This window comes from Microcystis sp. M049S2, assembly GCF_020245625.1.
Classification (GTDB): Bacteria; Cyanobacteriota; Cyanobacteriia; order Cyanobacteriales; family Microcystaceae; genus Microcystis; species Microcystis ichthyoblabe_A.
This window is the reverse complement of record NZ_JADBUN010000173.1, coordinates 1-13,483: the sequence shown is the minus strand read 5'-3', so window position 1 is coordinate 13,483 and position 13,483 is coordinate 1. Positions and strand designations below refer to the sequence as shown.

Annotated in this window: 13 protein-coding genes; 5 read left to right on the top strand and 8 right to left on the bottom strand. The window is 44.5% G+C overall.

The features are described from left to right. The first annotated feature begins 230 nt into the window (after positions 1-230). Positions 231-785: a CDP-diacylglycerol--glycerol-3-phosphate 3-phosphatidyltransferase gene (gene pgsA / locus IM496_RS15205; protein WP_104396401.1), complete on the top strand. Its 555-nt coding sequence runs from the start codon at positions 231-233 to the stop codon at positions 783-785. A gap of 394 nt (positions 786-1,179) precedes the next feature. Next, positions 1,180-2,154: a calcium-binding protein gene (locus tag IM496_RS15200; protein ID WP_287662424.1), complete on the top strand. Its 975-nt coding sequence runs from the start codon at positions 1,180-1,182 to the stop codon at positions 2,152-2,154. Between the two features lies 1 nt (position 2,155). Here IM496_RS15200 and IM496_RS15195 read toward each other — a convergent pair whose 3' ends face one another. The 5 genes from IM496_RS15195 to IM496_RS15175 all read right to left on the bottom strand — a co-directional run bounded on the left by IM496_RS15195 (position 2,156) and on the right by IM496_RS15175 (position 8,477). Beyond that, on the bottom strand, positions 2,156-2,281 hold the full coding sequence (locus tag IM496_RS15195) for a hypothetical protein (protein ID WP_265578351.1): 126 nt from the start codon (positions 2,279-2,281) through the stop codon (positions 2,156-2,158). A 180-nt stretch (positions 2,282-2,461) separates the two neighbouring features. Continuing rightward, entirely contained in the window at positions 2,462-4,714 is a 2,253-nt protein-coding gene (locus IM496_RS15190) for a PBP1A family penicillin-binding protein (protein ID WP_287662422.1), read from the bottom strand. A gap of 194 nt (positions 4,715-4,908) precedes the next feature. Continuing rightward, entirely contained in the window at positions 4,909-5,433 is a 525-nt protein-coding gene (ilvN, locus tag IM496_RS15185) for an acetolactate synthase small subunit (protein ID WP_002743360.1), read from the bottom strand. A 355-nt stretch (positions 5,434-5,788) separates the two neighbouring features. Further along, entirely contained in the window at positions 5,789-7,408 is a 1,620-nt protein-coding gene (locus IM496_RS15180; protein ID WP_194016351.1) for an ABC transporter substrate-binding protein, read from the bottom strand. Positions 7,409-7,937: 529 nt separating this feature from the next. Beyond that, entirely contained in the window at positions 7,938-8,477 is a 540-nt protein-coding gene (locus tag IM496_RS15175; RefSeq protein ID WP_194016349.1) for a pentapeptide repeat-containing protein, read from the bottom strand. 69 nt (positions 8,478-8,546) lie between these two features. Here IM496_RS15175 and IM496_RS15170 point away from each other — a divergent pair, with 69 nt between their 5' ends. Then, a complete protein-coding gene (locus IM496_RS15170; RefSeq protein ID WP_004161440.1) occupies positions 8,547-9,164 on the top strand; it encodes a DedA family protein in 618 nt (205 codons plus the stop codon). A 411-nt stretch (positions 9,165-9,575) separates the two neighbouring features. Continuing rightward, a complete protein-coding gene (locus IM496_RS15165; RefSeq protein ID WP_104396406.1) occupies positions 9,576-10,346 on the top strand; it encodes an FkbM family methyltransferase in 771 nt (256 codons plus the stop codon). Positions 10,347-10,374: 28 nt separating this feature from the next. On the opposite strand, the gene IM496_RS15160 is transcribed toward IM496_RS15165, so the two are convergent. Next, positions 10,375-11,460 carry a glycosyltransferase family 4 protein gene (locus IM496_RS15160; protein WP_194016347.1) on the bottom strand — a complete coding sequence of 362 codons (1,086 nt, stop codon included), beginning with the start codon at positions 11,458-11,460 and terminating at the stop codon, positions 10,375-10,377. A 117-nt stretch (positions 11,461-11,577) separates the two neighbouring features. Here IM496_RS15160 and IM496_RS15155 point away from each other — a divergent pair, with 117 nt between their 5' ends. Beyond that, a complete protein-coding gene (locus IM496_RS15155; protein ID WP_194016345.1) occupies positions 11,578-11,763 on the top strand; it encodes a hypothetical protein in 186 nt (61 codons plus the stop codon). 49 nt (positions 11,764-11,812) lie between these two features. Here the strand turns inward: IM496_RS15155 and rbp are convergent, their stop codons facing one another. Further along, the gene (rbp, locus tag IM496_RS15150) at positions 11,813-12,115 is read right to left on the bottom strand and encodes an RNA-binding regulator (protein WP_194016343.1); all 303 of its coding nucleotides are present in this window, start codon (positions 12,113-12,115) and stop codon (positions 11,813-11,815) included. Between the two features lie 261 nt (positions 12,116-12,376). Beyond that, a complete protein-coding gene (gene menB, locus IM496_RS15145) occupies positions 12,377-13,210 on the bottom strand; it encodes a 1,4-dihydroxy-2-naphthoyl-CoA synthase (protein WP_194016353.1) in 834 nt (277 codons plus the stop codon). Positions 13,211-13,483: the final 273 nt, after the last annotated feature.

Here is a 13,483-nt window from a genome sequence, read left to right as displayed (position 1 = left end):
CTCTTAGGTTTGGTGGGCAAAATGTATTCTAAGATACATTCTTTCTGGCGAGCGCGTGGAAGGAACCACAAAGACACAAAGGACACAAAGATTGATCGATCCTCTGTAAGTTAAACTTATCACACAGAACCTAGAAGAGCCGTTATCTTTATCTTTATACCTGTTTACTGATTACTGATCACTATTTACTGGTCACTGATTACTGTTTACTGATTACTGATCACTGAAAAATGAACCTACCCAACTCGATTACCCTATCGCGACTCTTGGGACTGCCATTAATTTTATACTGGTTGCATCAAGGCACAGAAATCGATCGCTGGTTAAGTTTAATTATCTTTCTGATTGCTGCCAGCACCGATTGGCTCGATGGTTATTTAGCGCGAAAATTGAATCAAATCACCGAATTAGGCAAATTTCTCGATCCTTTGGTCGATAAATTGCTGGTTCTCGCTCCTCTTTTAGCTCTCATTGAAATGGATTTAATTGCTGCTTGGGGAGTATTTTTGATTCTCGCTCGGGAATTAGCGATCGCTGGTTGGCGCATTAATCCCAATTTAACAGGAAATAGCGACATAAAAGGGGCTAATTGGTGGGGAAAAAGCAAAACAGTCAGCCAAATTGTCGCGATCGCTCTCTTGATTGCTCCCTTGCCTTCTGAATATAACTTAATTGCTCAGATCGCTTTTTGGCTATCAGTAGCATTAACTTTAATTTCTGGTGTGATTTATGTCACAACTGGACAAAAATTAACACACAATTGCTCACAACTTGACCAGATATAAAACAACGCACACTAGCAATAATTGAGGAAACAAACCTAAAAAATAACGATAGCCTAATCGGCGGTGATAGAGACGACATCCTAAAAATAGTTGTAGGGCAAACGATACCCTCTCTCAGGAACTTTAGTACAAATGCTCAAACTCCCGTTCCGCCTCTCCTGGACTCCCATGCAGTCTTAACGAGTAATTTAAATAGTCAACATCTTATGACAGGATTTTGCATCGTCTTCCGATGCGGCATAATCAAATTTAGCCTAGCAGATGCTGGTCGTGAGCAATAATCCAGGAAACAAGCCCCCAAAAAAATAGTTGCATTTTTTTTCCCGGTATATAATAATCGGGAGGAAGATTGTCAAACTCTTCAGATTCAAACAAATCATTCAAAGGAAAAACTATGGCCATTACTTTAGACTTCTCCGGTTCTCCCACTGGTGTTAATTTCACTGTTGGGAGTGGGACAGTTGCCCAGGTCCTGAACTCCAATCCTACTCTCCCCGTTTCTCTGCCGAATACAGGCCTTACCGCCGATAATCTCACTTTCATTGGCCTTTTCGCTGACGGCGATGCGGTTTGGAGAATAGACAACGCAGGCCTTGCTGTTACTGGCGTAACCCTTGCATCTACAGTCCCTGGCTTTACTACGACCCTTGACCTGGCGGCAAATAGCCAGACCTTTGTTAGATCTACCGTTGGCGGCACCCATAAGCTAACAATCCCTGGCCCGGGCGGTGCTACTTTCACGAAAGCCGCAGGTACGCAACCCATATCTCTGGGCGCAGCACCGGCCACACCCCCCGCAACTACGATCGCACCAATCAACAATTCCCTTCCCTATAACATTATAGGTAGTGCGTTCGACGATAGCCTAGTCGGTGGAGTAAATAACGATACCATCACCGGGGGCCTAGGCGCTGACACCCTAAAGGGTAATTCTGGAGCCGATTCACTAAATGGTGGGGCTGGAAACGATTTACTAGATGGTGGTTCTGCAATCGATACCCTATTGGGTGGAGATGGAGACGATACCCTATTGGGTGGTACTGGAAACGATCTCCTAACTGGTGGTGCTGGTGCTGATCGTTTTGCTTACACTGCTACCAATCAGAATACTGACACCATCACCGATTTTACCATCGCTCAAGGTGATACTCTGACATTTACAAGCGCTCAATTCGGTGGATTGCCTCTCGGTACTTTGGCTTCTAACCAATTAGCAGCAGTCGAAAATAACATTGCCAGATTTATCTACAATCCTGGTACTGGCCTTTTACAGTATGACTCAAACTTTGCCGCTACTGGTAGTCTGCTCGGAATCGCAACCCTTACTGGTACGCCAGCTATCACCAATACTCAGATTGTCATTGTCTAATCTATCCCTGTCCCTCCCCTGCGGTGGGTAGGGCAGTTGTGGATTTTTGGGGTAAAACCAAGCCACCAGAAATAATCTCTACGGGTGTGTTAGCTAGGGCTAGGACACCCTTATTACTGTGAACCATTTAAATTGCTGGTTGAGATAAGGCAAGAGGCAACAGTAAAGAGATTGGGGAGAGATTCGGCGGCTCTCTCACTCTTTGTGTGATAAGTTTAATCTTTGTGTCCTTTGTGTCTTTGTGGTTGATTCCACTAATCTTAAGGATAGACGGTTAAAATGCGTCTGAGCTTGAGAGTCATTGGGATTAGTTTTGTGTAGTGATTAACTGACGGTGATAATCGCCCCATAACCGGGCTGCCTGTTGACTACTGCCGGAAGTGGGGGAATTGTTATCATTCCCTAACCAAATGCCCGTCACCCAGTCGCGACGGGGAAGATAACCGATAAACCAGAGGTCCACATAATTATTAGTGGTTCCCGTTTTACCCGCTTCTCCCATGCCAATACTAGCAGCGCCTCCTGTACCATTAGTTATCACCCCCCGCAATAAACTATTCATCGTTTCGGCGGTTTTAGGGGAGATTACCTGCTGATTTCTCTCGCTATCGTCGCCATAGTCATAAATAACCCGACAGGTACTCAAATCCTCCACATTTTCACAGTCGGAAGCGTCGAGAATGCGTTTAATGGCGTGGGGACGATTCCAGCGCCCACCATGGTCAAAAACCCCATAAGCGCCAGTCATTTCCAAAACATTTACCTCGCTTTGACCTAAAATTAGCCCCGGTACAGCATTTAAAGGTGATTTTATCCCCAAACGTTCCGCCACATTGACCACATTACTTAATCCTGCCTCGCGAGCAATGCGAAGGGCGACGCTATTTTCCGATCGCGCTAAACCTTGAAACATATTGATGGCCCCGCTACTGCGTTCACAGGGAGAATAGGCCTGTCCTTGCCAAGAAAGTCCCGCGCAGCTATAGGTTTTATAGGGCGATATTCCCTGTTCTAGGGCGGCAGCATAAGCAAATACCTTAAAAGTGGAACCGGGTTGACGTTTAGCTTGGATAGCGCGGTTAAATTGGCTTTTTTGATAGTCAACTCCCCCGACTAAAGCGAGAATTTCCCCGGTTTGACTGTTTAAGGTAACTAAAGCCCCTTGGGAGTATCGATAGCGGGGTCCTTGTTTTAGGACATTATTTTTTAAGCTTTTTTCTGCGATCGCTTGCAGCCGGCGGTCTAAACTGGTTTCAACGATAAAATTGCCCTCTTTAGCCACTTCTTCCCCTAAAAGGTCCTGTAATTCCTCGAAAACGTAACTATAAAAATATGGTGCAATCGTACTAGATAGGGATTTTTTGGCTTGGGGACTGATTTCGATGCGGGATCTGCGGGCGCTGGCGGCCTCTTCTGGGGAAATCATCCTTAATTGGGCCATGCGATCGATGACACGATTGCGTAATTGTACGGAAGTGTCGTAATCTTGAATGGGATTAAATAAATTCGGGGCGGGTAACATAGCCACAAGGGTGGCAGCCTCGGAGATATCTAAATCTCTAGCGGATTTATCGAAATAAAAGCGGGCTGCGTCTTCAAAACCGTAACCGCCCAGACCGAGATAAACTCGATTGAGATAGGTTTTGAGAATTGTATCCTTACTATAGACCGCTTCTAATTGTAAAGCGACCACAGCCTCCCGGAGTTTGCGATCGGCAGTATTTTGGCGACCGACTTCCGGAAATAAACTACGCGCTAACTGTTGAGTCAGGGTACTGGCCCCTTGACGAATGCCTTGACCTTGCCAATTAATCATAACAGCCCGGACAATCCCGAAAGGATCAACGCCAAAATGCCAGTAAAAACGACTATCTTCGGAAGCGACAAGCGCCTTGGGCAAATAGGGAGAAAAATCCCCCAGATTATCTAATTCTTGGTGAGTTTCCTGTCGAATGGGATTGAGGGGAGTTTGACCATCCCTAGGGTAAACCACCACCGGACCGCTCACCCCGGAAGGGAGTGGATAAACATTAACTCTGCGACTTTCCCAGATAACCGCTAAAACTAATAAACCGAAAATACCACCCGCACCGTAGAAACCATAGCGCAAAAGTTTCGCCCACAGGGGAGGGGGACAGTAATAGGAGATGGTGACACAATTGGCTAAGTCTGGAGGGGCCAGGGTAAAGGTATCACCATGACGCAGGGAAACGCTTTTCAGACGACGTTTACCCATATAAACCCCGTTGGTGGAGTTTTCGTCTGTGAGCAGGAAATGATGGGGATTTTTCGGGTCCCGCTGCAGGGAACAGTGAATCTGACTCACCACGGTATTACGGATAGTAATATCACAGGAACTGGAACTGCGGCCTAACAAATAGCGATCGCCGATAAGGGGATATTTGCTTTCCCCGCTGCCATTCTCGTTTTTAAGGCGTAATTCGGGAACTCTCGCCCCTTTTTTGAGATTTACCGCCTGAAAATTCACCTTTCCTTGCAATTTCTGCACAGCAACGGTGACAAGTTGACTAATTTGGGTTTTCGGCGACTGGTTAGACATAGTTTTTATCAGTTATCAGCTTCTGGAGGCAAGTGGGGAAGTGGGGAAGTGGGGGAATGGGGAAGTGGGAGAATGGGGAAGTGGTAAATTTCAACTAAAACCCCATCACCCTAAAACTCTAAAACCCTAAAACCCTAAAACCCTAACACCCTAACACCCTAAAACCCCATCCCCCCAATTCATCCCCAATATCCCTAAATTGCCATTTTAGCCTCTAAAGCTTTGAGGTATTCCGTATTGACTCCCGACTCGCGAATCAGAGCAATTTTACCGGTACGGGCCACCTCGCGAACGCCAAATTTATTCAGCATTTGCATAATCGCCACCATTTTACCCGGATCCCCCACCACTTCGATGGTCAGGGTTTCCTCGGAAATATCCACAATCCGGGCCCGGAATACCTGCGCTAATTCGATCACTTCTGCTCGGCGCTCGGCGGTAGCATTAACTTTAATCAGCATTAATTCCCTTTCCACACAAGGGGTTTGGGTGATATCCTGCACCTTGAGGACGTTAATTAATTTGTACAGTTGTTTGGTTAACTGTTCGATGCTGTCCTCGTCCCCTGGTACTACCATCGTAATGCGAGAAACTCCCATCTGTTCGGCAGGACCGACGGCTAGGCTTTCAATATTAAAGCCGCGACGGGCAAATAATCCAGCAATACGGGTTAAGACTCCCGCTTCATCTTCAACTAATACGGATAATGTGTGTTTCATGGCGCTCTAAGTAGGTAGGCGTTAAAAGTTGTCAGACACCCCCCTTATCAAGGGGGGCAGGGGGGATCCCCCCGCCTATCGGCACCCCCCTTATCAAGGGGGGCAGGGGGGATCCCCCCGCCTATCGGCACCCCCCTTATCAAGGGGGGCAGGGGGGATCGAACCTAAAATCCATTTTTAATTTAATTATAACCAGCTACTTATCTACACAACCTATATTTAACTATTGTAAGACAGGAGGCAAGGCCAGAACAGTTTGTTTTCGCCCCACGACGATAAGAAATTTTAACAGATAAAACCCCCCTAGCAGCAGGGCGAGCCTGGGAGCAAAAGCTGACGGCTGACTCATAATTAATTATCGGGATTTTTTGGCGATTGTCCAGAAGGGAAAAGTTTGACTGGGATTGATGATAACTCCCGTGATGCCATGGCGAGCAAAAGCGTATTCTTTGGTTTGCCAAAGGGGAATATAGGGAACTTCATCGGCGAGAATTTCTTGAATTTTGCCAAAAATTTGCTTTCTTTTGGCTGGGTTACTTTCCTGACGGGATTGGGCGATTAATTGATTCATTTCTTGACTATAAAAAAATGAGCCTTGACTTTGTGCTCCGCCTTCTTCGCAGCCGGTTTCTGGGGAACCTTTAGCACAATCCAAAAAGGGATAAATATAGTTATCTGCATCCAAAAAATCTGGATACCAATTAGATAGGGCGGTGGTATAAAGTCCCCGGCTAATATTACGGAAAAAGGCCGCTCCTAGAATACTATTGGGTTCAAATTGAATCATATTATCTAAATCCCGTTTTGCTAGAGCTTTCATCACTGCCGCCACGCTGCTGGAAGTGATCGATCCCGAGGAGTGCCAAACTTCTACAATTGCGGGTTTTTCTGCACTATAACCAGCGGTTTTTAGTAATTGTTTGGCTTGTTCTATATTATGGTTGCCATAGCGCTCTTTAAACACTGGTTGTGACTCGGAAAAAGTAGTAGGAATGAGACTAAAAAGAGGGATACCTTGACCTTGTAAAATGCGATCATTAAGTAAATCTCGATCGACTAGAGAAGCAATTGCTTGTCGCACTAAAATATTATCGGTGGGTTCACTTTTAAGATTGACGCTCATAAAGTTAATTGCTGCCCCAGAAGATTCGATCGCCTGCCATTTTCCCTGGGCTGCTTCTGTGCGTAATTTTCTCACTTGAGGAGCGAGTAAAGATTGATAGGCAATATCCACCGCTCCCGTCTGAAAACCGTTAAATAAATTGGCAGGATTCGAGAGATAAATTTGCACATTAACTCCCTTATTTTTGGCCGGTTCTCCCCAATAGCGATCAAAGGCTTCTAAACTAAAAGAATCGCTGGTAACTGCTTTTAATCGATAATGTCCTGTGCCAATAAATTCTTCGGGTTTGAATTTACCCTCGCCAATTTGATAAAATTTGGGTGAAACCGCACAGGCTCCGGGATAAGCTAAAAGAGCGGGAAAAGCGGCAAAAGGTCTGGTTAGTTTAATAGTAATTTCGTCTTCTTTGCTGGCGGTGATTTTATCAATTGTATCCCGGAGAAGAAAGGAAGGTTCGCCACCATTTTTGATAAATCTTTCTAAGGAAAACTTCATCGCCTCTGCGTTAAAAACCGTGCCATCATGAAAGATAACTCCCCGACGTACTGGTATAGTATAAGTCAACCCATCGGGGCTAATTTTGGGCAATTCCGTGGCTAGGAGAGGCTTTAAATTAGTGGTTCCTTCCCCGTAAGTGTAGAGAGTTTCACCGAGATTATAAATAATAAAAAGTCCCGCTAACTCATAACTATCGGCCGGATCGATCGAGCGCGGTTTTAGGGTTGTCCCGATCATCAAGCGATCGCTATCCCCCCGGGGTAAATTGGAATTAGTGGACTGACAGCCCACGGTCAGAAGAAGACAGAGGCAAAATAAACTTAAATAGCGGTAAAGTCGGCGTAAAGGTTTCATCGAGGGCGATTAACGGCAGCTAGGTATCAATCAATCCTATCATTTTTGTGCATAGTCTTTTCTTCTAGGTTCCCTTAAGTAAGTAAATTGATTGCTTAATTGGTTGGGAAAAATTCTTCAATAGCTGCACTGATTACCCAGACAATTAAACTAAATTTTCTGGTGGAGGATGGCAAAAACTTGACCAATTTGGCCAAGAGGAAGACCCTGGGCAGCAAAGGGGTTAAATGGTTCAGAATAGCTGGAGCTATGGAGGCAGATAAACAGGGAAATGGTCAAGATTTTTAAACCTAGAGCAGGTGACAGCAACTGATTAGAAACTGATCTTCTTTTATAAACCTCTTGCATAATTAATTTTTCAGAGTTCAAAAACGGCAGAAATAAGGATTAAATGGCATAAAGTCTATAAATAGACCATTTAACTGATTATTATTCATTCTTAATTCTCCTGACTCCTGACTACTGGCTACTGACTCCCAACCCTAACAACAATTTTTGATTTTTACAAGAGGTCTTATCTATCAGCCATTTAGGTTAATCCTGTCCCTTCTAAACAAGCTCGATCGAAAATTGCCCCCGTGGTTACTGCCGAGGCTAAATTAGCACAAAGAAGATTGGCATCAGTAAAATTTGTTCCGCGTAAAATCGCCCCGAAAAAAATTGCTTCCTCTAAATCGGTTGCCGACAGATCTGCCCCGGACAGATTAGCGCTAGTAAAATCCGCGTGGGTTAAAATCGCCCCAACAAAACTCACTCCCCGGCCATCGACGCCGCGAAAATCTGCCCCGGACAAATCTAGATGATTAAAAACCGCCCCGGCTAAAAAAGCACCGGCCAAACTTGCCCCAGTGACGATCGCATCGAGGAGAATTGCCCCGCGTAAATCGGCATTACGAAAATCTGCTCCCCTTAAATTTGCCCCCGTGAGGTCAGCACCGCGTAAATTTGCCCGTAAATTCGCCCCTGCTAGGTCTGCACCCGCTAAATCAGCCCCTGACAAGTTCATGCCCGCTAAATCTTTTATCTCACCCTGACGAATTGCTAATAAATCAATACTGGGAAAAGTCATGTTCAGCCACGGTTAAATACTGTAAAAATATCTTAGAATATTCGTAAACCTTTGTTAAGAAAGCGCTCCATGTCCCTAGAGCTATTATCCCTAGAAAATATTGAAGAAATCGCCCACCAATACGGATACTGGGCAGTATTTATCGGCATCACCCTCGAAAATATGGGGATTCCCATCCCGGGAGAAACCATCACCATTGTCGGCGGCTTCCTTGCCGGTAGCGGTGATTTAAACTATTGGTTAGTTTTAGTCAGCGCAATTACAGGAGCAGTTTTGGGCGATAATTTTGGCTATTGGCTCGGTCGCGCTGGAGGTTGGCCGTTTTTGTTAAAAGTTGGCAAATTCTTTCGGATTCCGCCTCAAAAACTAGAATTAGCCAAGGATCAATTTAGTAAAAATGCACCCCGGGCGGTCTTTTTCGGTCGTTTCGTGGCTTTGTTAAGAATCTTTGCCGGTCCCATGGCGGGAATTGCCCGAATGCCCTACGGTCGCTTTTTCCTCTGTAATCTGGGTGGGGCGACGGTGTGGGCGACTATTATGGTGACATTATCTTTCTTTTTAGGCCGTTTGTTCCCCTTGCACCAGTTAGTTAGTTCTATGGCTCGTTTTGGTATCTTGGCTTTAATTATCGTCCTGGCTTGGACAATTATTCACCCCATCCTTGAGTCACGGAAAAAGGTGGCTTAAGTCCGTCATTTCAGTTATCAGTTATCAGTTATCAGTTATCAGTTATCAGCTTTTGAAGGCAAGAGGCAACAGGCAAAAGACAGAATCTGACAATTCTCCTACCTAAAAAGAAGGTTATAAACTAGGCACATCAAAGCTTTTAGCTTAACCAATTAGGTCTTAGATTCGGTCGAGTAAATCTCTTGCATAATTAGGGTCTGCTGAAAAAGTTTTTCAGTAAACCCTAATTAAGATTGAGAATATCAATGTCAGAGTTTATAAGGGTTTAAACGCTCTGGAGTTTATTCAGACTTATCTGAAATGACTATAATTTTTATCCACCGAAAAAGGGGGCTTGTTACCTCATTCTTGACGGGGAGCTATTCATGGTGTTAATATAATTTTGTCCAAGATTACAACTATACATCAACGGTGATTGCCAAAAAAATTACTTTTTCTAATGGATTGGAATGTTACTACAGTAGTAGCAAAGAGGAAACAGAATACATTTTTTCGGAAATATTTACTGAAAGGCAATATGAAGGGCATGATATCGTCATCAAAGAAGGCGATGTGGTCTTTGATGTTGGAGCCAATATCGGTCTATTCTCTATTTTTGTCAAGGGAGTTGAACCAACAGCAAAAGTTTTCGCCTTTGAGCCAATCAAGCCAACTTTTGAGGTTTTGAAAAAAAATATTCATTTGCATTCTTTAGAGGATGTTGTTTTATTTAACTGTGGATTAAGTTCAGAAAATAACCCAGCAAAAATCTTTACTTTTTATCCAAATATGTCTGCTAATTCAACCACAAAGCCAGAGGATACCCTGGCTGAATTAGAAGATATTCAAGTGGATCAGAATTACCCAAAAATAGAAAATTTGTTTGAAGAGTTCTTCCAAGAAAAAGAACAAGTAGCCTGTGAAGTAAGAACTCTATCCTCCGTAATTAATGAACTCGGTATTGACTCCATCGATTTATTGAAAATTGATGTGGAAGGAGAAGAATACGAAGTATTTGAAAGCATCGAAGCTAAAGACTGGCCAAAAATTAAGCAAATAGTGGCTGAAATTCACGATAAAAAGGGGCGCTTAAAACAAATAAGCCAAATGCTGGCAGATAATGGCTTCAAAATTCAACTAGAAAAAAGAGACTTGCTACCTTCGACATTCGTGGATATTTTCCATTTATACGCTGTGCGTTAGGGGTTAAATTTTTATTGTCAAAGTTAATCTATTTTTCCAGAAAATTGGTTAATAACTGACTGAAACGTTGGGCAATAATCGGCGCATCAAATTCTGAAACTTTCGCTCTACCTGCCTTCCCTAAGGAACGAGCTTTTTCTGGATTTAGAAGCACTTCTGCTAATTTAGCCGCTAAATCTTCGGCATCTAAGGGATTGGCTAATAGGCCTTGTACACCATCTTCAATCAACTCCGGTGTCGAGGAGGAACGACTGGCGACAATCGGTTTATAACTGGCCATAGCTTCAGCAAAAACTATACCAAATCCTTCTTGCAGACTAGGTAAACAAAAAACTTGACAATCAAGATATTCTTGGATCAGTTCTTGATAGGAAAGATAGCCAAGAAAAGTAACATTTTGCTCTAAATTGAGTTCTTGTGCCAGACGGCGTAAATTATTCCATTCAGGACCTTTGCTGGCAATTCTTACCTCTACATCGGGTATTTGACGGCGGAGAATTGCGGCGGCGCGGATCAAAGTGGCAACATTTTTGCGGGGATACTGGACACCGACACAAAACACCGTCGGCCTCCTCTGCTCGCGGTTTCTTTCCTCATGCTTGACCGAGGCGACCGCTGCATCCCAACCTTTGAGATCAATTAGAGAGTGAACAATTTCGATATTGCCATCATACTGATAAAGTTGCTTGAGTCTAGTACGCGAATACTCACTGATAGAGATGACCAGATCCGCACGATGGACGCTCACTTTCTCGGCTTTTGCCATCAATTCTAAGGAAGTTCGCACCCAACCCCGCTCAAAGGTAGCTTCATCGGCAATAATACCAAGAATATAAACGATAAAAGGGACTTTCAGGCGATCGCTGATGGCGTAACCATCCATATCGTAACCTACCACCAGATCATAGTCGTCAAAGCGACGGGGATCGAGTCGCCAATTCCAAAGAAAGCGATGAGCCATATAGCCTAACGGCCCCGATGCTTTGGTTGGAGAGAAGACATCAACCAGATGACCCTGGGAGCGTAACTCGTTAGTCAGATGGATATTGGTGACGAAGGTACCACTTCCGAGCTTGACATTTTGGGGAGTTGCTGTGATGATTGCTATCTTCATTTTTTGTCAAAGTTTATGGCAGCGGTTGGATTATGATGGGAAAATCAGAACAAATAAGCTGAGCAGGAGTAGGTGCGAATCAAATCTTGATTCTACCTGATAACATTCTCAAAATCTATGGACGAACCGAGATTTTTGCGTCTGTTAGCCTTTTTTCGTCAAAACGATGAAATGTCCCTATCGATTTTCCCGATCATTTTTATCTTGAATAAATTCATCGAAATTTTTGAGTCTGAAAACCCGTCCTTTAAAATGGGTATTAGGATGTTAGAAAAGAAACGCAGATTTATTAATTATCGATAAGAAAGCGGTTATCAGAAATAACCGCTTCTGGAATTTTCCAAGAATCTGTTTAACGTTCCCGGCGCCCGAAGTTTTTGCGATCACCGCCGCCACGACCGCCAGAATCTTCTTCTTTGGGACGAGCTTTGTTGACTTTCATCTGTCGTCCCATCCATTCGGCCCCGTCAAGAGTTTCGATCGCTTTTGCTTCTTCCTCATCGGAGGACATTTCCACAAAACCAAAACCGCGCATTCTACCCGTTTCCCGATCTACGGGCAAGTGAACGCGACTAACCGTGCCGTATTCAGAGAATACCTCTTGCAAGTCACTTGTCGTGACCTCATAAACCAGATTACCAACGTAAATCGTCATGGATTGTCTCCCAATATCACAGCCATTTCGAGAAGGAGATCGGACACAACCCAGTCAAGGCCATCAGGGAAAAACCACTTCTGTTTGAAACCAATGCTGCTACCGAACCTAACTACTCTCTCTAAACTAGCATAGCTTATCAGTGATCAGTTATCAGTGATCAGTTATCAGTAGGAGTAGGGAGTATTAAGTGAGCAGTATTACACGGCGGTTTTCTGCTTTCTTTTCACTGATTACTGATTACCGTTTACTGCTCACTGATTAGGGTAGCCAAGGATATTGACTAAAATCGGGGGGACGTTTTTCCAGGAAAGCCTGTTTACCTTCGGCTCCTTCGGCGGTCATATAGTAGAGTAAAGTGGTATTACCCGCCAACTCCTGTAAACCCGCTTGACCATCACAATCAGCATTAAAAGCCGATTTCAGGCAGCGAATCGCCAAGGGACTTTTTTCGAGAATTTCTAAAGACCATTTAACCCCTTCCTGCTCTAATTCCTCCACCGGGACGACATGGTTAACCAAACCCATTTCTAAAGCTTGTTGGGCGTTATACTGCCGACAGAGAAACCAAATCTCGCGAGCTTTTTTCTGACCGACCACCCGGGCCAGATAGCTAGAGCCAAAACCGCCGTCAAAACTGCCCACTTTCGGACCGGTCTGACCAAAAACGGCGTTATCCGCCGCTAAGGTTAAATCACAAACCAAGTGCAAAACATGACCGCCCCCGACCGCATAACCCGCCACCAGCGCGATAACTACCTTGGGGATGGAGCGAATTAATTTCTGTAAATCCAGCACATTGAGCCGGGGTACGCCATCATCGCCAATATAACCCGCCTGACCGCGCACTGTCTGATCGCCACCGGAACAAAAAGCATATTTGCCGTCGCTGTGGGGACCTGCACCCGTGAGCAATACTACCCCAATGCGGGCATCCTCGCGAGCATCACAGAAAGCGTCGTAAAGCTCAAAAACTGTCTTCGGACGGAAGGCATTACGCTTATGGGGGCGATTGATGGTAATTTTGGCGATTCCCCCCCATTTATGGTAAAGAATATCCTCGTAGGTTTTGACGGATTGCCATTCAACGCTCATAGTCTCGGTTATAGGCACAGCTTTTTCACCTTACCTCATTTTGTCCCCCACTTTGAAGCGGGGAGCGCCAGAATAGGGGAATGGATAGTTGACGGACAAGGTTTAAAGCTGATTCCCTTCTTGATATTTTCTGGTTCTTCCGAACTTACACTGTAGAAAATTCCCCAAGCTCCCTCTCTGTCCAGCAATGCTCTAAAGTTGATAAATATCAATCTAACAAAAACTCAAAGCCCTATTGTACAAGCTTTACAAGCATGAGTTGTTGATAGTTTT